This window comes from Candidatus Methylomirabilota bacterium, from assembly GCA_035315345.1.
Lineage (GTDB): Bacteria > Methylomirabilota > Methylomirabilia > Rokubacteriales > CSP1-6 > CAMLFJ01.
On the sequence record DATFYA010000106.1, the window covers coordinates 1 to 24,625 of the forward strand.

23 protein-coding genes are annotated in these 24,625 nt (G+C 70.2%); 15 read left to right on the forward strand and 8 right to left on the reverse strand.

Translation table 11 applies throughout. The features are described 5' to 3' along the window. Positions 1 to 946, reverse strand: a 946-nt coding sequence (locus VKN16_14580) for a sigma-54 dependent transcriptional regulator (GenBank protein HME95430.1), incomplete at its 3' end; no start/stop codon positions are given. Between the two features lie 126 nt (positions 947 to 1,072). On the opposite strand from VKN16_14580, the gene VKN16_14585 reads away from it, so the two are divergent. The 10 genes from VKN16_14585 (at position 1,073) to npdG (ending at position 9,049) form a co-directional block, all read left to right on the forward strand. Beyond that, the gene (locus VKN16_14585; GenBank protein ID HME95431.1) at positions 1,073 to 2,038 is read left to right on the forward strand and encodes an LLM class F420-dependent oxidoreductase; all 966 of its coding nucleotides are present in this window, start codon (positions 1,073 to 1,075) and stop codon (positions 2,036 to 2,038) included. A 42-nt stretch (positions 2,039 to 2,080) separates the two neighbouring features. Further along, on the forward strand, positions 2,081 to 2,494 hold the full coding sequence (locus VKN16_14590) for a TIGR03668 family PPOX class F420-dependent oxidoreductase (GenBank protein ID HME95432.1): 414 nt from the start codon (positions 2,081 to 2,083) through the stop codon (positions 2,492 to 2,494). After that, the gene (cofG, locus tag VKN16_14595) at positions 2,476 to 3,678 is read left to right on the forward strand and encodes a 7,8-didemethyl-8-hydroxy-5-deazariboflavin synthase CofG (protein ID HME95433.1); all 1,203 of its coding nucleotides are present in this window, start codon (positions 2,476 to 2,478) and stop codon (positions 3,676 to 3,678) included. The genes VKN16_14590 and cofG overlap by 19 nt, the downstream gene beginning before the upstream one ends. 139 nt (positions 3,679 to 3,817) lie before the next feature. Further along, positions 3,818 to 5,095: a 5-amino-6-(D-ribitylamino)uracil--L-tyrosine 4-hydroxyphenyl transferase CofH gene (cofH, locus tag VKN16_14600; GenBank protein HME95434.1), complete on the forward strand. Its 1,278-nt coding sequence runs from the start codon at positions 3,818 to 3,820 to the stop codon at positions 5,093 to 5,095. 161 nt (positions 5,096 to 5,256) lie between these two features. Beyond that, on the forward strand, positions 5,257 to 5,532 hold the full coding sequence (locus VKN16_14605; GenBank protein ID HME95435.1) for an HU family DNA-binding protein: 276 nt from the start codon (positions 5,257 to 5,259) through the stop codon (positions 5,530 to 5,532). Next, entirely contained in the window at positions 5,519 to 6,016 is a 498-nt protein-coding gene (locus VKN16_14610) for a hypothetical protein (GenBank protein HME95436.1), read from the forward strand. The genes VKN16_14605 and VKN16_14610 overlap by 14 nt, the downstream gene beginning before the upstream one ends. Before the next feature lie 16 nt (positions 6,017 to 6,032). Beyond that, entirely contained in the window at positions 6,033 to 6,965 is a 933-nt protein-coding gene (gene cofD / locus VKN16_14615) for a 2-phospho-L-lactate transferase (GenBank protein ID HME95437.1), read from the forward strand. Beyond that, positions 6,962 to 7,624 carry a 2-phospho-L-lactate guanylyltransferase gene (cofC, locus tag VKN16_14620; protein HME95438.1) on the forward strand — a complete coding sequence of 221 codons (663 nt, stop codon included), beginning with the start codon at positions 6,962 to 6,964 and terminating at the stop codon, positions 7,622 to 7,624. The genes cofD and cofC overlap by 4 nt, the downstream gene beginning before the upstream one ends. A gap of 2 nt (positions 7,625 to 7,626) precedes the next feature. Then, entirely contained in the window at positions 7,627 to 8,379 is a 753-nt protein-coding gene (gene cofE / locus VKN16_14625; GenBank protein ID HME95439.1) for a coenzyme F420-0:L-glutamate ligase, read from the forward strand. 19 nt (positions 8,380 to 8,398) lie between these two features. Continuing rightward, the gene (gene npdG, locus VKN16_14630) at positions 8,399 to 9,049 is read left to right on the forward strand and encodes an NADPH-dependent F420 reductase (protein HME95440.1); all 651 of its coding nucleotides are present in this window, start codon (positions 8,399 to 8,401) and stop codon (positions 9,047 to 9,049) included. Here the strand turns inward: npdG and VKN16_14635 are convergent, their stop codons facing one another. Genes VKN16_14635 through VKN16_14645 form a run of 3 tightly spaced genes read right to left on the reverse strand, consistent with a single transcriptional unit; the run spans position 9,050 to position 11,197 of the window. Next, entirely contained in the window at positions 9,050 to 9,742 is a 693-nt protein-coding gene (locus VKN16_14635) for an HAD family hydrolase (protein HME95441.1), read from the reverse strand. An 18-nt stretch (positions 9,743 to 9,760) separates the two neighbouring features. After that, complete coding sequence (locus VKN16_14640; GenBank protein HME95442.1) at positions 9,761 to 10,942, reverse strand: cysteine desulfurase family protein; 1,182 nt, start codon at positions 10,940 to 10,942, stop codon at positions 9,761 to 9,763. A gap of 3 nt (positions 10,943 to 10,945) precedes the next feature. Continuing rightward, positions 10,946 to 11,197: a sulfurtransferase TusA family protein gene (locus tag VKN16_14645; protein HME95443.1), complete on the reverse strand. Its 252-nt coding sequence runs from the start codon at positions 11,195 to 11,197 to the stop codon at positions 10,946 to 10,948. 108 nt (positions 11,198 to 11,305) lie between these two features. Here VKN16_14645 and VKN16_14650 point away from each other — a divergent pair, with 108 nt between their 5' ends. After that, entirely contained in the window at positions 11,306 to 12,349 is a 1,044-nt protein-coding gene (locus VKN16_14650; GenBank protein ID HME95444.1) for a GGDEF domain-containing protein, read from the forward strand. A 5-nt stretch (positions 12,350 to 12,354) separates the two neighbouring features. Then, positions 12,355 to 13,428 (forward strand): HD domain-containing phosphohydrolase, encoded by a 1,074-nt coding sequence (locus VKN16_14655; protein ID HME95445.1) that lies wholly within the window; start codon positions 12,355 to 12,357, stop codon positions 13,426 to 13,428. Positions 13,429 to 13,467: 39 nt separating this feature from the next. Here the strand turns inward: VKN16_14655 and VKN16_14660 are convergent, their stop codons facing one another. Both VKN16_14660 and VKN16_14665 read right to left on the reverse strand, forming a co-directional pair. Next, on the reverse strand, positions 13,468 to 13,761 hold the full coding sequence (locus tag VKN16_14660; protein ID HME95446.1) for a hypothetical protein: 294 nt from the start codon (positions 13,759 to 13,761) through the stop codon (positions 13,468 to 13,470). Between the two features lie 101 nt (positions 13,762 to 13,862). Further along, a complete protein-coding gene (locus VKN16_14665) occupies positions 13,863 to 16,682 on the reverse strand; it encodes an AAA family ATPase (protein ID HME95447.1) in 2,820 nt (939 codons plus the stop codon). Positions 16,683 to 16,978: 296 nt separating this feature from the next. Between VKN16_14665 and VKN16_14670 the strand changes: the two genes are divergently transcribed. From VKN16_14670 to VKN16_14680, 3 genes are all read left to right on the forward strand, one after another. Next, positions 16,979 to 19,756 (forward strand): beta-eliminating lyase-related protein, encoded by a 2,778-nt coding sequence (locus VKN16_14670; protein HME95448.1) that lies wholly within the window; start codon positions 16,979 to 16,981, stop codon positions 19,754 to 19,756. A gap of 114 nt (positions 19,757 to 19,870) precedes the next feature. Next, positions 19,871 to 21,553, forward strand: coding sequence for an aspartate-alanine antiporter (gene aspT / locus VKN16_14675; protein HME95449.1), 1,683 nt, complete (start codon positions 19,871 to 19,873; stop codon positions 21,551 to 21,553). Between the two features lie 77 nt (positions 21,554 to 21,630). Next, the gene (locus tag VKN16_14680; protein ID HME95450.1) at positions 21,631 to 21,921 is read left to right on the forward strand and encodes a hypothetical protein; all 291 of its coding nucleotides are present in this window, start codon (positions 21,631 to 21,633) and stop codon (positions 21,919 to 21,921) included. A 111-nt stretch (positions 21,922 to 22,032) separates the two neighbouring features. On the opposite strand, the gene VKN16_14685 is transcribed toward VKN16_14680, so the two are convergent. Both VKN16_14685 and VKN16_14690 read right to left on the reverse strand, forming a co-directional pair. Then, entirely contained in the window at positions 22,033 to 23,655 is a 1,623-nt protein-coding gene (locus VKN16_14685; GenBank protein ID HME95451.1) for an AMP-binding protein, read from the reverse strand. Further along, the gene (locus VKN16_14690; protein HME95452.1) at positions 23,652 to 24,590 is read right to left on the reverse strand and encodes a hypothetical protein; all 939 of its coding nucleotides are present in this window, start codon (positions 24,588 to 24,590) and stop codon (positions 23,652 to 23,654) included. Before VKN16_14690 ends, VKN16_14685 begins: the two co-directional genes overlap by 4 nt. Between the last annotated feature and the right edge of the window lie 35 nt (positions 24,591 to 24,625).

Sequence of the window (24,625 nt, forward strand, 5' to 3'; positions counted from 1 at the left end):
CGCGGAGAGAGGGCAGCGCGACCGTCACCGTGTTGATCCGGAAGTAGAGGTCCTGCCGGAGGCGCCCCTCGCGCAGCGCGGTCTCCGGCTCCCGGTTCGTCGAGCAGATCAGCCGGAAGTCCACCGGTACCGTCTTGGCCCCGCCGAGCCGGCGCACGGTGCGGTCCTCGAGCACGCGCAGGAGCTTGGCCTGGAGATCGAGGGGCATCTCGGTGATCTCGTCCAGGAGCAGCGAGCCACGGTGCGCTTCCTCGAGGAGGCCCGGCTTGTCGGTGGCGGCCCCCGTGAACGCGCCCTTGACGTGACCGAACAGCTCGGACTCGATCAGGTCCTTGGGCAAGGCCGCGCAGTTGATCTTCACCAGCGGGCCGTCCACCCGCGTGCTCTTGGCATGCACCGCATTGGCGGCCAGCTCCTTGCCGGTCCCGCTCTCGCCCACGACCAGCACGTTGGCATCGGAGGCGGCCACCGACTCGAGCATCTCGAAGACGCGCTTGATGGCCGGAGACGAGCCCAGCATCTCGCCGTACGCGGCCTGCTCGGCCAGCTTGCGGCGTAGATCGGACGTCTCGGCGAGCAGCCGGCGGCGCTCGAGCGCCTTGCCGACCAGCATCAGCATCTCGTCGGCGTCGAACGGCTTGGCCACGAAGTAGAAGGCGCCCTGCTTGGTCGCCTCGACCGCTTTCGAGATGGACCCGTGCCCGGTCATGATGATGACTTCGATCGAGGGGTCCTTGGCCTTCAGCAGCCGGAGCAGGTGTAGCCCATCGCCATCGGGCAGGATCAGATCGACCAGCGCGAGCGCGAACTCGCGGGTCTCCATGCGGAGCATGGCCGCGACCGTGTTGCCCGCCGTCTCCACGTCGTGGCCCTCGTGCTCGAGGGTGAGGCGCAGATTCTCTGCGATGACGGCTTCGTCGTCGACCACAAGGATGCGGGGCTTCACGCGGGCCTCCGGATCAGCATTCAAGTACGAGCCTAGCATAGGCCGATTTTTTGCCGTCACCTCGCTGACACTGAGCGCCCGGGGCGCTCCTTGACAGGCCCCAGGGCCGCGAGCAATATGCGGGGCATGCATTTCGGCTTCGCGCTGCCGGGCCGTGGTCCGCTTGCGACGCCCGAGTCGCTCACCAAGCTGGCTCAGAAAGCCGACGGGCTCCGGTACTCGTCGCTCTTCGTGACCGACCATGTGGTGATCCCCACGACCTACGACTCGCCCTACCCGTACGCCCCCAGCGGCCGTTTCGCGGGAGACTGGACCAACGGCTACCTGGAGCCGCTCGCCCTGATGGGCGTCCTCGCCGGGCTCACCTCGCGCGTGAAGCTCGGCACCAGCGTGCTGGTGGTCCCCTACCGCAACCCGGTGGTGACCGCCAAGATGCTCGCGACGCTCGACGTCATGTCGGGCGGCCGGCTGATCCTGGGCGCCGGCGTAGGCTGGATGCGGGAGGAGTTCGAGACCGTGCAGGCGCCGCCCTTCGAGGCCCGGGGAAAAGTCACCGACGAGTACCTGCGGCTGATGCGCGAGATGTGGACGAAGGAGCCGGTGCAGTTCACCGGCGCGTACTACCGGCTGCCCTCGGTGAGCGCGCTTCCGAAGCCCCGGCAGAAGGGCGGCATCCCCATCTGGATCGGCGGGCACACCGATGTCGCGCTGCGCCGTACCGGCGAGCTGGCCGATGCCTGGCACCCCATCGGCATGCGTCCGCCCGCGATGCTCCATCCGCCGGAGTACGCCGAGAAGGTCCAGGCGATCCACCGCTGGGCAGAGAAGGCGGGGCGCGATCCCCGGGACATCACGCTGTCGCTCCGGGTGCCGCTCGAGCTGGCCCCGGCTCGCGGCAAGACGGCGGTCAGCGACCAGCCGGGCTTCCGCGGCACCGCCGCCGACGTGATCGGCCACATCAAGAGCTACCAGGCGCTCGGAGTCACCCACTTCGTGTTCGACCTGGCCCCGGCCGACCTCCGAGGCCAGCTGGCCATGATGGAGCGGTTCGCCGAGGAAGTCCGCCCGAAGGTCCTCCGGACCCCTCGCTGATCCGCAATGTCGTCGAGCCCGGCCGCACCCCTGACGGGTCCGATGGCCTCGTTCATCACGAGCGCCCGGGTGGGCCGGCTCGCGACGGCGGATTCGGGTGGTCAGCCGATGGTGGTACCCATCTGCTACGCGTTCGACGGCAGCGCGCTCTACTCCGCGGTGGACGCCAAGCCGAAGCAGACTCCGCCGGAACGGCTCAAGCGCATCCGCAACCTTCGCGAGAATCCGCGCGTCTCAATCGTGATCGACGAGTACCAGGAGGATTGGACGCATCTCCGCTGGGTCATCATCCAGGGCCGGGCCGACCTCTTGACCGAGGGACCGCAGTTCTCACACGGGGTGGACCTGCTTCTCGCCAAGTACGATCAGTACCGGACCCTCGGCCTGCCCCGTGAGCGCGGCCTCATGATCCGCGTGACCCCGAACCGCGTCTCGTCATGGCAGTACTCGAGCTGACGCCGATCGACCGGGCGCTGGAGCGCCTCGCGGAAGGGCGCACGCCCGACGCGGCCGAGGCGACCGCGCTGCTATCCACCCCGACGGCGCGGCTGCCCCTCCTGCTCGATGCGGCCGCCGCGCTCCGGGACCGCGGCCGCGGCCGACGCATCACGTTCTCCGCGAAGGTGTTCATACCGCTCACCACGCTCTGCCGCGACTACTGCGGATACTGTACGTTTCGCAAGGATCCCGGCGAGCCGGGCGCGTTCACGATGAGCCCGGACCAGGTGCTGGCCCTCGCCAGCGCCGGGGCGCGCCTGGGGGCCAAGGAGGCGCTCTTCTCGCTGGGGGACAAGCCGGAGGCGCTCTTCGCCGAGCACCGCGCGTTCCTCCGGTCGGTCGGTCACCGGAGCACGCTCGGCTACCTGCGCGCGGTCAGCGCGCGGGTGCTCGAGGAGACGGGCCTGCTGCCTCACGCCAATCCGGGGTTGATGACCGAGCGCGATCTGGCCTCGCTGCGGGAGGTCAACGTCAGCATGGGCATCATGCTCGAGAGCACGTCCACGCGCCTGCTCGCGCCCGGCGCGGCCCACGACCGCGCGCCCGACAAGGTGCCGGAGCGCCGCCTGCGCACGATCGCCCGTGCGGGTGCGCTGTCCATCCCGTTCACCACCGGGATCCTGATCGGCATCGGTGAGACGCACGCCGAGCGCGTGGAGTCGCTCCTGGCGATCCGGGCGCTGCACGAGCGCTACGGACACATCCAGGAGGTCATCATCCAGAACTTCCGGGCCAAGCCGACCATCCCGATGCGCGACTGGCCGGATCCGGTCCCCGAAGACCTCCTGCGTACCGTCGCGGTGGCGCGCCTGCTCCTGGGCCCCGACATGAACATCCAGGCGCCGCCCAACCTCTCCGCGCAGGGCTACGATCGGCTGCCCGCGGCCGGCCTCAACGATTGGGGCGGTATCTCGCCGCTCACGCCGGATCACATCAATCCCGAGCGCCCGTGGCCCGGCCTGGCCGAGCTGCGGCGGCGCACCGAATCGGCGGGGCACGAGCTGCGCGAGCGCCTCGCGGTGTATCCCGAGTACGCCACCCGTGCCGCCTTCCTCGACGAGCGGCTACGCGACCGGGTGTCGCGCGCCGTAGATCCCGACGGCCTCGTCAGGCCCGACCTCGAGGTGTGGAGGCGATGGTAGGGCGAGGCGCAGCCGCGGGCGAGCCGAGCGAAATGCGATGGTAGGGCGAGGCGCAGCCGCAGGCGAGCCGAGCGAGATTGAAGAGTAGGGCGAGGCGCAGCCGAAGAGCGACCACGACAACATGCACCGGAGCGAAGACATGGCGACGCGTGAGACCGGCATCTCTCTCGACTGGGCCTCCCCCGACATCCGCCGCATCCTCGGCGATCTCCTCGAGGGCGGCGAGCTCTCGGTGGACGACGGCATCCGTCTGGCCGAGACGCACGGCCGCGACTTCCAGGCCTTGACCCTCGTCGCCGACGAGATGCGCCGCCGGCAGGCCGGCGACGTCGTCACCTACGTGGTCAACCGCAATATCAACTTCACCAACGTCTGCATCAAGCACTGCACCTTCTGCGCGTTCAGCCGCGACCATCGCGAGGAGGAAGGCTACTTCCTGCCGATGGACGAGGTGGTCCGCCGCGCCATCGAGGCGTGGGAGATGGGCGCCACCGAGGTCTGCATCCAGGCCGGCCTGCCGCCCAAGCTCGACGGGCGCTACTACATCGATCTCTGCCGGGCCATCAAGGCCGCCCTGCCCGAGATGCATCTCCACGCGTTCTCACCCGAGGAGATTCTCTACGGATCCACCCGCTCGGGGCTGCCCATCCCGGAGTACCTGGCCGAGCTGAAGCAGGCCGGTCTGGGCACGCTGCCCGGCACCTCGGCCGAGGTGCTGGACCAGGAGATCCGCGACGTCATCGCCCGCGGCCGTATCACCGTGAAGGAGTGGATCGAGGTGATCACCTCCGCGCACGCGCTGGGCATCCGCACCACCTCCACCATCATGTACGGCCACGTCGAGCAGCCCACCCACTGGATTCGCCACATGGATCTCCTCCGCCGCATCCAGAAGGACACCGGCGGCTTCACCGAGTTCGTGCCCCTGTCGCTGATCCACCAGGAGGCGCCGATGTACCGCCGCGGCCTCGTCCCCGGCGTGCGCCAGGGCGCCACCGGTCTCGAGGTGATCAAGATGCACGCGCTGGCCCGGCTGTTCCTGGGCCCGCTCTTCCGGAACATCCAGTCCTCGTGGGTCAAGGAAGGCCCCAAGCTCGCCCAGGTCCTGCTCGCGTCGGGCGCCAACGACATGGGAGGCACTCTGATCAACGAGTCGATCTCCACCTCGGCGGGCGCCTCCTACGGTCAGCTGGTGCCCCCCGTGGAGCTGCGCCGTCTCATCCGCGACGCCGGCCGCGTGCCGGCCCAGCGCAGCACCACGTACGACCTGCTCCGCGTGTACGAGATCGCGACCGAGGACGAGGACTCCCCGCTCGATCACGTGGACAATGCCGAGCAGCGCTTCGGCTCCTATCGGATGCTGGCCGGCTCCGGGCAGTTCCGCTTCCTGCATCCCACGCGCGTCCCCGACCGCTGATCGCGCGGCGCCCGCGTATTCCCTTGTTGAGCGCACGGGCCGGCTTGTGTAGGATTGGGCCTTGGCTTCACGCGGGCGCGACGTTTCCAGGTGGTCGACCTAGCGGCTCCGGCCGTTCACTCTCACACCCGAAACATGGAGGGACGCACATGGCGAAATCGATGACGAAGTCCGCCATCATCGCTCACCTGGCCCAGAAGACGGAGCTCAGCAAGAAGCAGATCAACGACGTCATGGATCAGCTTCTATCTCTAGCGACCAAGGAAGCGAAGAACGTGTTCGTGCTGCCGAACTTCGGCCGCCTGGTGCTCGCCAATCGCAAGGCGCGCATGGGTCGCAACCCGCAGACCGGTGAGCCCATCAAGATTCCCGCGAAGCGCGTGGTGAAGTTCCGCCTCGCCAAGTCGCTCAAGGACTCGGTGCTTGGCAAGAAGTAACAGCACCACGCTCGCGTACCGGCCGCTCACCGCGCCTTGGGAGGCGGCCCTCGAGCTGTTCCGGTTCGCCGGGGCGTGGGCCCCGCCGCCGGAGGACGTGGTCGCCGGCTGGGGGGCGTGGGACCCGGAGCGGCTGCTGGGCGCGCTCCTGATGGAGCGGGCCGGCGCCGCCGCGATGCTGCACGGACCCGTGGTGGTGGCCCCGCCGGACATGCCCGCCGAGGATGTGCTGGCGGTCGCGGGAGACCTCACCGCAGGGGCTCTCACTCACGCCGGATCCGTGGGCATCGAGACCATCTTCGCGCGACCCCAGAGCCTGGACCGGGTCTGGGTTCGCGCCGGCTTCATCCCGTTGCCGGAGGCGGAGCTGCCTCGAGCCCTCCGCGGCCGTCCCGGGCTCGGACTCTTCGGCTGGCGAGGCGGCACCGCGCTGTGGAGCGGCCGAGGCGGCGCCCGCTCCGCGCTCGCTCGAGGCGAGCACTAGCGCGCCTCGCATCGCCATGCACATCACCGCGCTCGCGGGCGGCACCGGTGCCGCCAAGCTGCTCCGCGGGCTCGCGCGCCTGATCGATCCGCGAGACCTCACCGTGGTCGTCAACACCGGCGACGACGCCGAGATCTGGGGCCTCCACGTCTCGCCCGATCTGGATACGGTCTGCTACACCCTGGGCGGAGTCATCGACGAGCAAAAGGGCTGGGGGCTGACCGGCGAGACGTTCAACACGCTCGACCAGATCGCGCGCTTCGGCGAGCCGGCCTGGTTCAACCTGGGCGACCGCGACCTCGCCACCCACCTCCATCGAACGCGCCTGCTCCGCGAGGGTCGCACGCTGAGCCAGGTCACGCAGGCGGTGACCTCGGCCCTCGGCGTGAGCGCTCGCATCCTGCCGATGTCGGATCAGCCGGTGCGCACCCGCATCCTCGGCCCCGACGGCTGGCTCGCCTTCCAGGAGTACTTCGTGCGGGAGAAGGCGCAGGTCGACGTCCGGGCGGTCAGCTACGCGGGAGCGGCGCGGGCGCATCCCGCGCCTGGCGTGGTCGACGCGCTGCTCACCGCCGACGCCGTGCTCGTCTGCCCGTCCAACCCGATCACCTCGGTCGGCCCGATCCTCGCCGTTCCCGGCCTCGTCGAAGCGCTGCGGGCGACCGAGGCCACCGTGGTCGCGGTGAGCCCCATCGTGGGCGGCGATGCGGTGTCCGGGCCCGCCGGCCGGCTGATGGCATCCGCCGGGCTCCCGGTCTCCGCGGCCGGAGTGGCGCGCGCCTACGCGGACTGGCTCGACGTGCTCGTCTTCGACGAGCGGGACCGCGCGATGGCTCCCGAGATCGAGCGCACCGGCGTCCGGCCGGTGGCCGCGCCCACCATCATGTCGGGCCGCGAGGCCGAAGTGGCCCTCGCCCGTCGCGTCCTCGACGCGCTGCCGCTCGCATGACCGTCCCCCTCGTGGCGGCCATTCCGGTCAAGGACCTGATCAACGCCAAGCAGCGGCTGATCCCGGCCCTGTCGCCCTCGGAGCGCCGGGACCTCGCCCGGGCGATGCTCGAGGACGTGCTGGACGTGATGACGGCCGCCCTGCCCGGCGCGGTCATCATCGTGACCACCGACGACGAGGTGCAGGCGCTCGCGCGGGCGCGGGACGTGACCTGCTGGATCGAGCCCGCCAATCGTGGCCACACCGCAGCGGTGGCGTTCGCCCAACGGGAAGCGGCGGCCCGGGGCGCCCGGCGGTTCCTCACGATTCCCGGCGACGTTCCCTGCGTGACGCCGGACGAGGTGGCGACGCTCGGCCGCGCCGTCGAGGGCCCCGGCGTCGCGTTCGTCCCGTCGCGATCGGGACACGGCACCAACGCGGCGCTCCTCGATCCCCCGAGCGCAATGGCGCTCACGTTCGGCGAGCCGTCATTCGAGAATCATCTGGCCGCGGCGCGCGCCGCCGGCCTCAGCCCGCGCGTCGTCCACCTGCCCGGCATCGGGCTGGACGTGGACGCCCCCGACGACCTCCCGGTGCTCCTGGAGCGCGGGAGCGCGACCCGGAGCGGCCGGCTGCTGCGCGGGTTCCCGGCCGCCGCGCGCTTCGCGGCCACGAGCTAGCCATGCCCATCCGCTACGAGGTGATCGGCGTCGAGGGCCTGCCCGAGATCGTTCCCGGTCAGGACCTGGCCCCGATGATCATCGAGGCGGCGCGACGGCAGAGGACGCCGATCGAGGGACGGGACCTGCTCGTGATCAGCCAGAAGATCATCTCGAAGGCGGAGGGGCGGATCGTGCGGCTGTCCGACGTGACGGTCTCGGCGAGCGCCCGCTCCCTCGCCGAGGAGATCGGGCGCGATCCCCGCCTCGTCGAGGTGATTCTCGGCGAGAGCCGCCGCGTCGTCCGGAAGGACAAGGGCGTGCTGATCGTCGAGACGCACCACGGCTGGGTCTGCGCGAACGCGGGCGTCGACCAGTCCAACGTCGACGCCGACACCGCCTGCCTCCTGCCCGAGGACTCGGATCGCTCCGCGCGCGCGCTGCGGGACCGCCTCCGCTCCCTCACCGGGCACGATCTCGCCATCATCGTCGCCGACACCTTCGGGCGGCCGTGGCGCGAGGGGCTCGTCAACGTCGCCATCGGCCTCGCCGGTTTCGAGCCGATCGTCAGCTATCTCGGCCAGGAGGATCCGGCCGGGCACGTGCTGCAGGCCACCATCCTGGCCCTCGCCGACGAGCTGGCGAGCGCGGCGGAGCCGGTCATGGGCAAGCTCGACCGCGTGCCGGTGGCGATCGTCCGCGGCCTCGCGTGGCCGCCCGGTGAGGGCTCGAGCCGCGCCCTCATGCGCGATCCCGCCCGCGACCTGTTTCGATAGACCCATCCAAGGAGAACGCATGCGCATCGGCATCGTGGGAGGCACCGGCAAGGAAGGCATCGGGCTCGGGCTGCGGTGGGCGCAGGCTGGCCACGACGTGATCATCGGCTCGCGCGATCCCGGGCGGGCCCGCGCCAAGGCGGCCGAGCTGGCCGGCTCCGCGCCCGGGCGCCGGATCGAAGGCATGTCCAACCGCGAGGCTGCCGCCGCCGCCGAGGTCGTGGTGCTGACCGTGCCCGCGACCGGTCTGGCCGCCACGCTGCCCGAGCTACGCGAGGCCTGTCGAGGGAAGATCGTGGTGAGCACGGTGGTGCCGCTCACCTTCGGCGGCCCGCGCCTGTTCACCCCTCCGCCGCAGGGGTCGGCCGCCGAGGAGGCGCAGGAGCTGCTCGGCGGGGAGGCGCGGGTGGTCGCCGCCTTCCATCACATCGCGGCCCACGAGCTCTCCGCGGGCGATCATCCCATCGCGTGCGATCTGCTCGTCTGCGGCGCCGACGCCGAGGGCAAGACCCTGGTGTCCGAGCTGGGCCGATCGATGGGTCTGCGTCCGGTGGACGTGGGCGCGCTCGCCAACGCGGGGCCGGTCGAGGGCATCACCGCGCTGCTGGCGACCATCAACCGCCGATACAAGCTGAAGAACTCCGGCATCCAGATCACCGGACTACCATGATCACGCCTCTAGCTTGAGCGCGGCGATCACGCGCTCGGGGTCGCCAAGGTCCTCGAAGAAGTGATCCGGGCGCTCGGCCAGCAGCTGCTCGGGCGGGTACTGGCCGGTGGCCACCGCGACCGCGACCGCGCCGAAGGCGCGCGCGCAGTCCACGTCGTGCGGGGTGTCGCCGATCACGATCACGTCCTCGGGCGAGAACTCGCGCCCGAGCCGCGCGTGGGCGCGCCGCGCGGCCAGTGAGGGCAGGCGACGCCGGTCCATGTGATCGGAGCCATAGGCGCCCACCTGGAAGCGCGGCCAGAGCCCGGTGGGGAGCAGCTTGATCCGGGCGCCCTCCTCGATGTTCCCGGTGACCAGGCCCAGCGCGACGCCCGCGGCCCGGTCGAGGCGCTCCACCATCGCCGCCACGCCGGGCAGGATGACCACGTGGCGGCCGTCGCCGATCTCGGCGGTGAGCCCGCCCACGTAGGCCTCGAAGAAATCGTCGAGGCGCTCCCGCACTCGCGTCGCGTCCCATCCTTCCGCGGCCATCACGTCGTGCACGATTCGCGTGTCGGTCCGTCCGCGAAGGTCGTAGTGGTCGATGCCGCCCGCGGTGCCGAAGACGTGCTCGAAGGCCGTGCGCATCGCCCGCCGCCCGGCTCCCCGCGACGTGATCAGGGTGCCGTCGATGTCGAACAGGACGAGCTTCATGGCCGCGGCGGGACCCGATCAGGTGTGCAGCGGGGCGAGCGCGCGGAGCCGCGACACGATGGGAGGCAGCCGCTGCAGCACCGCCTCCACGTCGGTCGCGGTGGTCCAGCGCCCGAGCGTGAAGCAGAGCGCGCCCTCCGCCTCCGCGGTCGTGCAGCCGATCGCGCGCAGCACGTGCGAGGTCAGCTGGGTGAGCGACGCGCACGCCGAGCCGGTCGAGGCCGCGACTCCGGCCAGGTCGAGATCGAGCAGCAGGCTATCCGCCTTCACACCACGGATCACCACGCTCAGATGATGCGGCAACCGCGCCACGCGCGATCCGGTCACGCGGCAGTCGGCGACCGTGGCGAGCACGCCCGCCATCAGCCGGTCGCGCAGGGTGGCCACCCGCGTGGCCTCGTGATGGGCGCCCTCCACGCGCATCAGCTCGGCGGCGACCCCGAAGCCCACCGTGCCCGGCAGATTCTCGGTGCCGGAGCGATAGCCGCCCTCCTGGCCGCCTCCCAGTATCTGCGGATGGATGCGCACGCCCGGCCGCACCCAGAGGGCGCCGCTTCCCGGCGGACCGTAGAGATCGTTGCCGGACATCGTCAGCAGATCGATGCCCATGGCCTCCACGCCAAGCGGCACCCGGCCGATCGCGCCCACCCCATCCACGTGGAGCGGCACGCCCGCGGCGCGCGTGACGCGGGCGATCTCCTTGAGCGGCTGGACCGTCCCGATCTCGGGATTTGCGGCGGCGATCGACACCAGCACCGTGTCGGCGGTCAGCGCCGCGCGGAGCGCCTCCGGGTCGACGCGGCCCTCGGCGTCGACGGGCAGCACGGTGAGCGCCACCCCCGCCTTCTCCAGATCGCGGCAGGCATTGATCACCGAGATGTGCTCGATGGCCGACAGGAGCACCCGGGCCGCCCCGGGCCGCGCACGCAGCGCCACGCCCTTGATGGCGAGGTTGTTGGCCTCGGTGGCGCCCGAGGTGAAGATGATGCCGCCGGCGGCGCCGCCGCAGAGCCGCGCGACCTTCAGGCGGGCCGCGTCGAGCGACTCGCGCGCTTCCGCGCCCAGCGAGTGCCGGGCCGAGGGGTTGCCGATACCCGCTTCGAGGAACGGTCGCATGACGGCCAGGACCCGCGGGTCGACCGGCGCGAAGCCCGCATAGTCGAGATAGACGCGCTCGGGCTCGACAGCGCCGGGCGCCACCGCCTACCGCGTCTTCCGGACGACGAAGCGGTAGACCGCCCCGCTTCGCGTGACCTGGAGCAGATCGTGACCCATGTGGAGAGCCCATCTCCGCATGTCGGGATCGGAGGAAGGGTCGTCGGAGAGCATCTCCAGCACCTGGCCCACCGCCATCCGTCGGATGGCCTCGCGCGTCCTCACGATCGGCATGGGACAGAAGAGGCCGGTGCAATCGATCTGCCTGTCAGCATTGAAGAGTTTGGACTCCTGGGCCATGAGAGGCTACCGTACCCCAGCCCTCGGCGCCCCGTCAAGAAAGGGGCCATCCTTGAAATTCTCCCGCCACACGGAGCCTTGGCCCGATTATCCTGATGACACCACGTCATGGCCAAGCGTCCCCGGTCTTCCGACACCCCCGCGGCCCGGCGCATCAAGCGAAAGATCCTGGTCGCCATCACCCTGACCGCGTTCCTGCCGATGCTGGTGGTGGCGTACCTGCTGTACTCGTATGCCCTGCCCCTGCTGGACCCCCAGATCCAGGAGCGGGACCTGCCGTGGATGATGGTCATGCTGGCCGGCACCGGTCTCCTGATGGCCGCGGGCAGCTTCATGCTGTGGGATCTGGCCACCTCCGTGGTGCGACACAGCGGCGCAGTCAACACCGCCTCCACGGCTCGACGGGCCTCGGCGGCGGGCGCGCCGCCCGTGCCGGTCGCCAGCCCCGAGACTGCCGCGGTCCAGCAGTACGTGCAGCAGAGCGACGAGGTCGATTCACTGATGCAGTCCTTCTCGCGGATGCTCCTGACCATCGAGCAACAGGCCGCGGACGTGAACGAGTACGCGCGCCGGCTCGACACCGCCTACAAGGAGCTCGAGTCGACCAGCGCCCAGCTCAAGGAGTTCTCCTTCAAGGACGAGGTGACCGGGCTCTACAACCGACGATTCTTCTCCATCCGGCTCGAGGAAGAAGTCTCGCGCTACCGCCGCTTCAACCATCCGGTCTCGGTGGTGCTACTCGACCTCGATGGCTTCAAGGCGGTCAACGACGAGCTGGGCCACGCGGCCGGCGACGAGACCCTGCGGGCCATGGCCGACATCCTGCTCAAGCAATCCCGCGGGATCAACGTGATCTGCCGCTACGGCGGTGACGAGTTCGCGGTGCTGCTGGTCGAAACGTCCAAGAGCGGGGCGCGGCTGTACGCCGACCGGATCCGCTACGTGCTCTCGACGTGGGGCTTCTCCCACGGCCGGCGCATCACCGCCAGCTTCGGCATCGCGTCGCTGCCCGAGGACGTGGCGCCGGCCGCCGACGAGGTCATCCGCGCCGCCGACGAGGCGCTCTACGCGGCGAAGCGCGCGGGCAAGAACCGCGTCTCGGTCCACGAGGACGTCGTCGGCACCACTCCCAGCGGCCGCCCCGGAGCCTGAGCGGGGTGGCCGCCCTGCCCTCGGCACGGCGCGTCCTCATCGTCGACGACGAGCACGACATTCGCACCACGCTGCACGCGGTGTTCGGCTCCGCCGGGTACGAATGCCGGACGGCGCCCAACGGGCGCGAGGCGGCGCGGCTGTTCGAGACGGAGCGCTCGCCCCTGACCATCACCGATCTCAAGATGCCGGTGATGGACGGCCTGCAGCTCCTCCAGCACCTCAAGGCCCGCGACGCCGACGCCGCGGTCATCATGCTCACCGGCGCCGCGGACCTGACCACCGCGGTGGAGAGCCTCAAGCAGGGCGCCAGCGATTTCATCCTGAAGCCGGTCAACCTGGACCAGGTGCTCCTGGCCGCCGAGCGCGCCCTCGAGCGGCGTCAGCTGATTCTCGAGCGCCGCGAGCACCAGGCCCTGCTGGAGACCCGCGTCGCGGAGGCCACCCGCGATCTCGCGGCCGCGCTGGGCGAGCTACGGGAGACCTACCAGGCCACGCTGGAGGCGCTCGGCTCCGCGCTCGCCACCCGCGAAGTGGGCACCGAGTTGCACTCGCGCCGCGTCCACGCCTACTCCATCGCCCTGGCCCGGGCCCACGGGCTGGCGGAGGAGGCGATCGACGCGCTGGGCCGCGGTGTGCTGCTGCACGACATCGGCAAGATCGGCATCTCGGACAGTATCCTGCTCAAGCCCGGGCCGCTCACGCCCGAGGAGTGGGCGATCATGCGGAGCCATCCCGAGTTCGGGCGCCAGATCCTCGAGCGCATCCCGTTCCTGCGCGACGCGATCCCGGTGGTGTATCACCACCACGAGCGCTGGGACGGCACCGGCTACCCGCTGGGGCTGGCCGGCCCGGCCATTCCGCTGGGGGCGCGGATCTTCGCGCTCGCCGATGCGTTCGACGCGATGACCTTCGACCGCCCCTACTCGAAGGCGATCCCGATGGAAGCCGCGCGCGAGCGCATCCGGGAAGCCGCGGGCACCCACTTCGACCCCGACGTGGTCGCCACCTTCCTCGCCACGCCGCTCGAGGTCTTCCAACAGGTCCGCGCCCGCTCCGAGGACCGCGATCCGGCTTGATCGCCGGCGCGCGTCCGGGACATCAGGCGGGCCGGCACCTCAGGGCGACGACCGATCCTCCCGTGCCGACGAGCCGGGGGCATCTCGATCCCGGGCCAGCAGCGCGGAGATCCAGAGGAGGAGATCATCGGCCGACTCGAATCGCTCGCGGCGCCCCGTCTCCAGGTGCTCGATCCGTCCCACGGCGTACTCGAGTCCGGCGTCCGTGTCTGCGGTGAATTGGACCACGAACGCCCGAGCATAGGGCAGGCTGGGGCCGTCGGCCACGCTTTGCCGCCGGACCTTGCCCAAGGGGCTCTGGCTTCGGGTGCCGGCCTTCTCCTCGTCGGGCATGCCCCAATGGTCGTGGAGAGCACGTGGGAAAGTCCTTACGGAACCCGGAAATTTACCCGAATGTTCTCCGCGCCGGGCCGGACGGCGGCCGGGCGGAGCCACTAGCCGACCCGACGGACCTTGCGGCCGGTCGGGACGCCCGCCCGGCTCCGATCGACGCGCCGCTCGAGCGTGCGAGCCCCCTGCGCTCGGGCGATACTGCGGGCCTTCGTGAAGCAGTCATCCGCCTCGACGATCAGGGCCGACCGCGCGGGGCCTTCTGCGCCACGCCGGGGCAGCAGCAACTCGCCGCGCAGGCGCCAGATCTCGGCCTCGAAGAAGCGCCCGCCGGTGTCGCGACACTGGCTGAGCGCGGCATCCGCCGCCGCGAGACCGGCCTCCACATCACCGCTCCGCAGACAGGCTCCCGCCAGTAAGCCGAGACGCATGGGCAGGCCCAGACGCAACCCGTTGGCGCGGAGGACATCGAGTCCGGCGTTCATCTCGTCCAGGCCCCGGCCGCCTTCGCCCTGCTCCACGAGGACCCGTCCGACGAGGACGAGCGCGGCACCACGCCATAGTGGGAACCCGTAGTCCTCCGACAGCTCCAGCGTCCGCGCGGCCAGCCGCCCGGCCTCCGGCCAGTCCTCGTCGAGCGTCAGGAGCGTCGCGTGGAAGGTCAGCGCCTGCGCGAGCGTGAAGGGGCGGCCGTGCCCCTCGGCGAGCGACAGGGCCTCCTGCTGGATCGCGCGGGCTCCGCTCGGATCGCCGGTCACCCATCGGCGCAGCCCCTCGAAGGATCGCACCGCGACCAGCGGATTGACGCCGTACGGTCGCTCCGCTTCGTCGAGACTCACCGGAAGCGAGCGTGCCTCGCCCAGCAGGCTTTCCGCCGCGCCCAGCTGGCCTCGCCAGAGCGCCACTGCGCCACGCAGAAAACCGGCCTGCAGGGCCGCGGAATGATCCAGACGCTCGGCGACAGCGCCCAGCTCGCGGCCGGTCGCCTCCGCCTGGATGAGGTCACCGACGTTGGCATGGAGCAGACATAGCTCGCTCAACGCATCGAACTGCGCGGCAACGTCCTCGAGGGTGCGGCCCAGATGCTGGATTCGAGTCAGGTTGTCGCGCAGGATGTCGGCGGTGTATCCGGCCGTCTGCGAGAGCACGGTCACGTAGCGCCGGCGCAGCCGCAGCTCATCGCGAGCGCGGTCTTGGGTGTCCGGCAGCGTACCGAGCAGGTCGAAGGCAGGCTTCAGGCACGCGAGCACGTCTCGGTACGCGTGACGGTCGTAGGCCCGCACGGCCGCCTGCTCGAGGTAGATCAAGGCGCGCCGATGATCGCGGCCGCTTTGGAAATGCGCCGCCAGCTCGCCGGAGATCTCGGCGGTCCGGCCCCGGTAGGCGCTCTCGAGGCTGGCTCCGATTCGCTCGTGCAGGGCCGCACGTCGGCTGGGGGGGAGCCGATCGTAGAGCACGCGCTGGAAGAGCGCGTGCCGGAAACGATACCGGGCGGCCAGCGTGCCATCGGGCCAGTCTCGGCTGCCGAGATCCTCGAGCCATCGTGGCGCGTGGCAGAGACGGTGGCAGATCGCCTCCACGCGCTCGGTCGTGTCGCCGAGTCCCGCGGCCACGCTCGGGGCGTCGAACGCCGGTCCGGCCACGCTCGCCACCCCGAGCACGTCCTGCTCCTCGGGGGCGGCGGCCAGGAACAAGCCTTCCAGCAGATGCCGGAGATCGTCGGGCACGTCGCTCTCGATGGTGGAGCGCGGCGCGGTCAATCGCCAGCCGCCGTCGTGCTCGGCCAACCAGCCGCGCGCCAGGAGACGGTCCACCAGGACGGTCATGAACAGCGGGTTGCCGTCGCTGCGTCGGTGGACCACCGCGACCACGTCGTCCGCGACGCGCGAGCCGCCGAGGCGCTCCGCGAGGTAGGTGGCGACCTCCTTGCGGGCGAGATACTCCAGCGCGATCTCGGTGCAGCGCCGCCGCGCCCGCAGCGTGGTCCGGACCTGCTGGATCGGCAGATCGAGCGCCGCGGCCTGAGCGGGGCGATAGGTGCCGATCACCATCAGCCGCGCGCGCTCCGATCGCTGCGCCAGCACGGCGAGCAGATCCGGCGTCCCGCGGTCGCTCCAGTGCAGGTCCTCCAGCACGAGCACCAGCGGATGCTGGACGGAGATGGCCTCCATCAAGCCGGCGAATTCGCGCAGCATCCGCTGCGGCGTGGTGAGATCGCGCCACTGGCGCAAGCGCTCGGCGTCAGCGGGGCTCTTCAGCGACGGTAGCTGCGCCAGCCAGCTCGGCGCGACCGACCGGAGAGCGGCCAACACCTCGGGCCCCGACGGACCGTGGCCCAGGCGATCCAGGGCCTCCAGCACCGCCATGTAGGCCTCACGCTCCCCCTGCTGTTCCACGCACTGGCCGTACGCGATCAGGACGGGCACGCCCGACGCGCGGACGCGCTCCACGAACGCCGCGGCGAGCGAACTCTTGCCGATGCCCGGCTCGCCTTCGAGCAAGACGATCTGGCGTTGGCCGGCCGTGGCCTGGCGAAACAGCTCGGCGAGCTGCTGCAGCTCGTCCTCGCGCCCCACCAATCGCGTGGCTGCCGCATGGTCCGTCGTCGCGACCGGCGCGCCCGCCGAGGCGCCGTCGGCGGAGGCGTCGTGCAGCGGGGCGATGAAGCGAAAGCCGCGCCGGTGGGCGGTCTCGATGATGTGGGGGGTCCGCGCGTCGTCGGCCAACGCCTGCCGCAGCTCGCCCATCGTCCGCGTCAAGGTGTCGTCGGACACGATGGCGTCGCCCCAGACGGCGGCGTGCAACGCTTCCTTCGTGACGAGGACGCCGGGGCGCTCGATCAGGTAACGCAGGAGAGCCCAGGCCTTCGGACGGAGTGCGACCGGCTCGGTGCCGCACCAAAGACGTTCCGCCCGAAGGTCCATTCTGTAGGGCGGAAACTCCAGCATCGCGATCGGATGGTAGAGGATTTCGTTCGCCTTGTCGAGTACGTACACGGCGCGGAAAAATTTCCGGTTTCCGTCAGGACTTCTCGGCTGTCCCCCGTCATAGTCCGGCCGATTGCGACAGCGTCCACGGGTCCGACGGGAGGAGATCCACGACGGTCACCGACACGCCGACCTCGACGACTCGGCCTGGGCAAACCCCATCCAGGGCCCGCGGGGGCCTTTCGCTCCCGCGCGACCTGATCTTAGCTCCCGCCCACGAAAGGAGACGTGCGATGACCACGAGCACGAAGCCCTCCGGCATGACCGACCTCAGGGATTTCTTCTCGGCCGCGGAGGCCCGGATCGATCGCTGGCGAGAGCTGTGCGCGGTTGGGCGCGCGTGGGAAGCCGCGGTGGCGCATGGCACGTCGCGTGAGCCGGGCGCCGACTTGCACGCCGCGGCCGCCGGTCTCCTGGCCGAGATCGGGCCGCTCGAGACCTACTGGGCCTACCCGGGCCCTCGCCTGCTCCAAGCGGTCGATGAGGCGCTGCAAGAGCGCAACGCCGCGGTCTTCGCGCGCCTGGTCCAGAAGCTCTCGGTCGCGCTGCTCAGCCGCACCTACCGGCAGGACGCGGCGGCGTGGGACCCCCTGGAGGACGGAGACGCGCGCGTCCTCGATGCCCTCCCACCGGACGTCAGGCCGGCGGATGGCCACAAGCCCTACTTCGAGGTGCTGGTCGTGACGCCTCACGACTCGAGCCAGTGGGCGCGATCCCGGGCCGACCTCCGGCGGCTCCGACGTCCGGAGGATCTCTTCACCTACGAGATCGTCCAGGTCGGGAGCTTCGAGGACGGCGTCATCGGTGCCATCTTCAACACCAGCGTGCAGGCGTTGGTGATCTACGATGGATTCCCCTTCCCGTCCCGCCACGACCTGCCCGCGATGCGCGACTTCCTGCTCCGCTACCTCCGCGTCGAGCCATCGAGCATCGCCCCCGGGGCGCTCGCCGCCGCGCTGGCGCAGGCCGCCAAGCACTATCGGCCGGAGCTGGACGTGTACCTGCTGAGCGATCGGGCCGTCGAGTCGCTCGCGGGCAGCGCGGAGGCCGCCCCGATCCGGCGCATCTTCCACAATGTCGAGGAGCTGATGGAGATCCACCTGGCCATCCTCGACGGGGTCGGCGACCGCTACGACTCTCCGTACTTCAACAATCTCAAGAAGTACGCGCAACGGCCGGTGGGGACCTTCCACGCCTTGCCGATCGCCCGCGGCAAGTCCGTCTTCACCTCGAACTGGATCCGGGACATGGGCCAGTTCTACGGGACGAACCTCTTCCTGGCCGAGTCCTCCGCCACCACGGGCGGCCTCGACAGCCTCCTCGAGCCGACCAACAACATCAAGCGCGCCCAGGAGATGGCCGCGCGCGCCTTCGGCGCCGAACGCGCCTACTTCGCCACCAACGGGACCTCGACGTCGAACAAGATCGTGGTCCAGGCCATCTGCAAGCCGGGCGACATCGTCATCGTCGACCGGAATTGCCACAAGTCCCACCACTACGGCTTCGTGCTCGCCGGCGCCCAGCCCTACTACGTGGAGGCCTACCCCCTCACCCAGTACTCGATGTACGGCGCGGTGCCGCTGCGCACCATCAAGAAGGCGCTCCTCGCTTGCAAGGCCGAGGGCACCCTCGACCGGGTCAAGGTCATCGACCTCACCAATTGCACCTTCGACGGGCACATGTACAACCCGGCCCGGGTGATGGAGGAGTGCCTTGCCATCAAGCCGGATCTGATCTTCCTGTGGGACGAGGCCTGGTTCGGCTTCGCGCGATTCAACGCCTTCCATCGCCGTCGCACCGCCATGGGCGCGGCCGCTACCCTGGCCGCGCGGTACCGCGACCCGGGTTATCGCGAGCACTACAACGCCTTCGCCGCGAAGGCGGGCGCGCTCGATCCGGCCGACGGTGGGCTGCTCGACCTGCATCTGCTGCCGGACCCCGACACGGTGCGCATCCGCGTGTACCAGACGAACTCGACGCACAAGTCGATGTCGGCCCTGCGGCAGGGATCGATGATCCTGATCTGGGACGAGGATTTCGAACACGTGGAGGGCCCGTTCCAGGAGGCCTTCCTCACCCACACGTCGACGTCTCCGAATCTCCAGATCATCGCCTCGCTCGACGTGGCTCGACGCCAGATGGAGCTGGAGGGGTACGAGCTGACCATGAAGATGACCGAGATGGCCCTCCGGCTGCGGCGCGAGATCAACCATCACCCCCTCATCTCGAAGTACTTCCATGTAGCCACCCCGGCCGAGATGGTGCCCGCCGAGTTCCGGGCCTCTGGCATCACGGACTACGGGCCGCCCCACTCCGACTGGCGGGACGTGATCGAGGCGTGGGACAACGACGAGTTCGCCCTGGACCCGACGCGGCTCACCCTGATCTGCGGGACCGCCGGCTTCGACGGCACCCAGTTCAAGAACCTCCTGGCCGACCGGTTCGACGTCCAGATCAACAAGACCTCGCGCAACAGCATCCTCGTCCAGACCAACATCAACAACACGCGCAGCGACGCCGCCCTGCTGATCAAGGTGCTGGCCGATCTATCCCGCGAGATCGACCAGCGACTCGCCAAGGGCGGCGCGCGCGAACAGGCCGCGTTCGCCGAGCGGGTAAAGTCTCTGATCACCGACGTGCCCGATCTCCCCAACTTCAGCCGCTTCCACGACGTGTTCCGCGACAACGCGAAGGGGCTCAGCAATGAAGGGCACGTGCGTCCGCCCTTCTTCATGGCCTACGACGAGGACAACTGCGACTACGTCAAGCTCGCGAGCAAGGAGATCGACGACCGCCTGAAGGCCGGGCCCGAGCTGGTCTCCGCCAACTTCGTCATCCCCTACCCGCCGGGCTTCCCGATCATGGTTCCCGGCCAGGTGATCACGCAGGACACCATCACGTTCATGCGCAAGCTCGACGTCAAGGAGATCCACGGTTACCAGGCCGCGCAGGGCCTGAAGCTGCTCAAGCCCGACGTGCTCGCGAAGCAGAAGGGCGGACGTCATGCTTGAGTGGCTCGCCGCGACGCTGCGCAGCTACCCGGAGATCGAGGCGGTCGGCAACACCCGGTTGACGATCTGGGGCAAGGTCATCATCATCCTGCTCACATAGCGGACGCCGCCTCCATGGACTACCTCGTCACCGCGCTTCGGGAGCACCAAGAGCTGGCGATCTTCCTCACGCTGGCGGTCGGCTTCTTCATCGGTAAGCTGCGGATCGGCTCCTTCACCCTGGGCACCGTGGTGGGCACCCTGCTGGCAGGTGTGCTGATCGGCCAGCTCGACATCAAGGTGCCGGGCATCGTGAAGACGGTCTTCTTCGATCTCTTCCTGTTCACGACCGGCTACAAGGTTGGGCCGCAGTTCTTCCGCGGCTTGCGCAAGGACGCGCTGCCCCAGCTGGCGGTGACGGTGGTGCTGTGCGTGACCTGCCTGCTCAGCGCGTTCGCGGCGGCCCGGCTCCTCGGGTACGACATGGGCACCGCGGCGGGACTGCTGGCCGGGGCCTTCACGGAGTCCACCGTCATCGGCACCGCGGCCGACGCGATCAATCGTCTCGACCTCCCGGCGGCCGAGAAGACGGCGCTGGTGAACAACATCCCGGTGGCCTACGCGGTCACGTACCTCATCGGCACCGGCTTCGTCGTGTGGTTCCTGCCCACCGTCGGGCCGTGGCTGATGGGCATCAATCTCCGGGAGGAGGGCCGGCGTCTGCAGGCTGAGGTCGGAGGCGAGGAGTCGATGGAGCCCGGCGTGCGCTCGGCCTTCCAGGCTTTCAGCGTGCGCGCCTACCGGGTGACGGCCGATCGACTCCCAAATCGTACCGTGGCCGAGCTCGAGGCCATGCCGAGGGACCTCCGCGTATCCGTCTGCCGCATCCGCCACGCCGGTCAGATCATCGAGCCCGGCCCGGATACCGTCGTCCACAAGGACGACGTGGTCGCGGTGATGACTCACACCGAGGCCCTGATGGCGCGGGGCGCCCAGATCGGCCCCGAGGTCGACGACCGGGCACTGCTGGACTTTCCGGCCGAGCTGCTCGACGTGGTGGTCACGCAGAAGGGGGTCGTCGGGAAGAGCCTGAGCGAGCTGGCCGCCCTCGAGATGGCCCGCGGCGTCTTCCTGCGCAAGCTCGTCCGGGTCGGACAGACGATGCCGTGGAGCCGCGAGACTCGCATCGATCGCGGCGACGTCCTGAGCCTGGTCGGCGCGAAGGCGAACGTCGAGCGCGCGGCCGCCGCCATCGGCTACGCGGATCGGCCCACCGTCAGCACCGACATGATCTTCGTCGGGCTCGGCATCTTCGTGGGCGGCCTGTTCGGCCTCCTGTCGGTGACGATCGGCGGGGTCCCCATCACCCTGACCGCGAGCGGCGGCGCCCTGATCATGGGCCTGGTGTTTGGCTGGCTTCGCGCGGTGCGGCCCACCTTCGGCCGGATCCCCGAGCCGGCGATGTGGGTCTTCGACACCGTCGGGCTGACCGTTTTCATCGGGGTGGTCGGCCTCAGCGCCGGGCCGAGCTTCGTCTCGGGCCTCGAGCGCTCGGGGCCGAGCCTGCTCCTGGTCGGCCTGATCGTGGCGGCCCTCCCGCACACGATCGCGATTCTCTTCGGCCGGTACGTGCTCCGCATGAATCCCCTCATCCTGCTCGGCGCCTGCTCGGGAGCTGGCACCGTCACCGCCGCGCTCCGAGCTCTCGAGGAGACCTCCCAGAGCAAGCTCCCCGCCCTCGGCTACACCGTGCCGTACGCGGTGGGCAACATCCTGCTCACCGCCTGGGGGCCCGTGATCGTGGCCCTGATGCGCTAGGCGGAGGCGTGGGGTAGAATCCGCGGCGAAATCAGTGCCTGGACCTCACGCGAAACGCAAAGAGGAGATCCATCATCATGACGCTAGTCACCCGAGCGATCGTCGGCACGGCACTCCTGTCTCTCACCCTACCCGTCGGCGCGGCCTGGGCCACCGCGCAGATGCTGACCGACGCCAAGAAGGCCGGCATGCCAGCAAAGAACTGCCAGTACTGCCACAGTGAGGCCATGCCGAAGAAGGGAACGTTCAAGCCGGACTCGCTCAACGACCGCGGCAAGTTCCTGCTGAACGACATGCAGACCCGCCAGTTGAAGGTTCCTGACATGAAGAAGCTCAACGACTTCCCCGGAGGGAAGGAACAGAAGTGAGCCGAGTGGCTCTCGCCTCGGCAGCCACCGCTGCCGGCGAGGGTCTGCCACGGCCCGAGGGCTGGATCGGCACCGCCGAACCAGTTCAAGTAGGTGGCGGCGAGCGGCACGCTAGCTCTCCCGCAGGCGGTACTTCTCGACCGCGTAGGCCTTCTGCTTGAACTTCTGCACCTTGCCGGAGCCGGTGAGCGGGAACCGATCGACGATCTCGACGTATTTCGGCACCTTGAAGTTGGCGATCTTGCCGCGGGCGAAGGCCACGATCTCCTCCGGCTCGAGCGCGACGCCCTCGCGCGCGATCACGAAGGCCATCACCGCCTCGCCCATGATCGGATCGGGCACACCCACGATCGAGACGTCCAGCACCTTCGGGTGCTGCAGGAAGAAGTTCTCGATCTCGGCGGGATAGGTGTTGAACCCGCCCACGATGATCATGTCGGTGAGCCGGCCGGTGATCCGCACGTAGCCGTCCGCGTCCTTCACCGCCATGTCGCCGGTATGGAGCCACCCGTCGCGGATCTTCTCGGCGGTGGCCTGCGGCTTGTTGTAGTAACCCATCATCAGCGTGGGGCCCTTGACGCAGAGCTCGCCTTCCGCGCCGCGGGACAGCTCGAGTCCGGTGGCCGGGTCCACCACCCGATCCTCGATCTCCGACGTCCGGACCCCGACCGTCGCGACTCGCTTCTCGATCGGATCGCCCGACCGCGTCCAGTGGGTACCCCCCGTCGCCTCGGTGAGGCCGTAGACCACCTGCGCGTCCATGCCGAGCCCGCGCTCGCGATCGATGATCCTCCGCATGATCTCGACCGGCACCGGCGCGGCGCCGATCGACCCGGTCCGGAGCGAGCGCAGATCGTGCCGAGGGAAGGCGGGATGCCCCAAAATCGTGATGAACATGGTGGGCACGCCCGAGAAGATCGTCACCCGCTCGGCTTCGATGAGCCGCATCGCCTCGAGTGGATCGAAGACGTCCATGAGCACCTGGGTCGAGGCGACGAGGCAGTTGGCCGCGATGCCGCCCATCGAGCCAAAGATGTGGAAGTAGGGCACCGGCACCAGGTAGCGATCCGCCGAGGTCCAGCCGTGCAGCTCCGTGTAGACCCGGCACTTGAAGTACATGTTGCCGTGCGACAGCAGACACCCTTTGGGCTCGCCGGTGGTGCCCGAGGTGTACAGCATCTCCACCGCGTCCTCGGGCCGGATGACGATGGCGTCGAGCGGGGCGCCGGCGCCGCCGCGGCCCGACCGCTCGACCTCGTCGAACCCGACCGCCCCCGCCGGCCGCGTTCCGCCCAGCACGATCACGTGGCGAAGCATCGGGAAGGCGGCACGGTCCCCGCCCGGGCACAGCTCCCCGAGGATCGCCAGGTAGTCGATCGCGGCGGCTTCGAAGCGGTCGACCATGATCAGGGCGCGGGCATCGGACTGGCGCAGCACGTAGTCGACCTCGAGGGCCTTGTAGCGGCTATTGCAGGTGACCGTCACCGCGCCGATCTTGGCGAGGCCCAGGTTCGCGACGGCCCACTCCACGCGGTTCGGCATCCAGAGGACCACGTGATCGCCGGGGCCGAGACCCAGCGCGAGCAGGCCGCGCGCGAAATCGTCCGCGCGGCGCTTCAGCTCGGCGTAGGTGACCCGCTCCTTCTTGAAGACGATCGCCTCGCGGTCCGGGTGCTGCGCGGCGGCGCGGTCCACCATCTGGCCGAGCGTGAGCGCGGCGCCGAGGTCGATCATCGCACCGAGGTCTGCTCGATGTGCTCCAGCAGCTGGCGCGCCCGCGAGGCCGCCACCGCGAGGTCCTCGGCCGGGACGCCGGCCGCGCGGGCGCGCCGGATGTGCTCGAGGACGCGCTGCGCCCGCTCCACCGCCGCGGCGCGGTCACCGTCGCCGCGCAGCTCCGGGATCAGCTCGAGGCTCTGACCGGCCGCGTCCTCCAGCGTGCGCACCAGCAGGTCGCGGCCGAGGCGGCGGCGTCGCTCGCCGGCCCCGGGCACCGACAAGGCCCCGAACAAGGTCTCGACCGCGGCCTCGAAATCACCGGCGCGCCAGCGACGCAGGCCGAGGCGGGTGTGGCCGCGCCAGAGGCGCCGGCCGGCCTGCTGCCGCGGCTCGGCGGCGAGCCCCGAGGCCGGGTCGGACTCCAGGATGGCGCGGGTGGCCTCCATCAGCGCGCCGAGCGGGGCCTCGTCACCGCTCCCGCGACGCGCGGCCCGCCGCAGCCGCGACAGGTCGCGCGCGATCGCGGTCGAGCAGGCCTCGAGCAATACCCCCGCGCTCCCGATGGTCATCTCGCGCGAAGCCAGGGCCGAGTCGATGAGCCCACGCGCTTCGCCGAGCTCGCGGCGCCGGATGTGCCCGGCCACCCGCTCCCGCCAGGCCAGGTCCTCCGCGCGGGATGCCTCTGCCGGCTCCCCGTCGGCCTCCGACGCCATCTCGGCCATTGCCACGAGCGGCGACTCCTCCGGGCGCAGCGCTGGTGGCCGCGAGCCTCGCGTCGCGGCGGATCGCGGCCGGGCGATCGGGCGAGCCGCGCCGCGTCGGGAGAGACGCCGGCGGCGGGCCCGCAGCCGTGCGCGCGGATCGCCCTCGAGCGCCTGGGTGAGGCCCAGGAAGAGCAGCACGACGGCGATCAGCCCGACCACCGCGAGGAGGGCTTCCTCGACGGTCACGCGGCGCCTCGTGCGGACATCGCCGGCATGTCCCG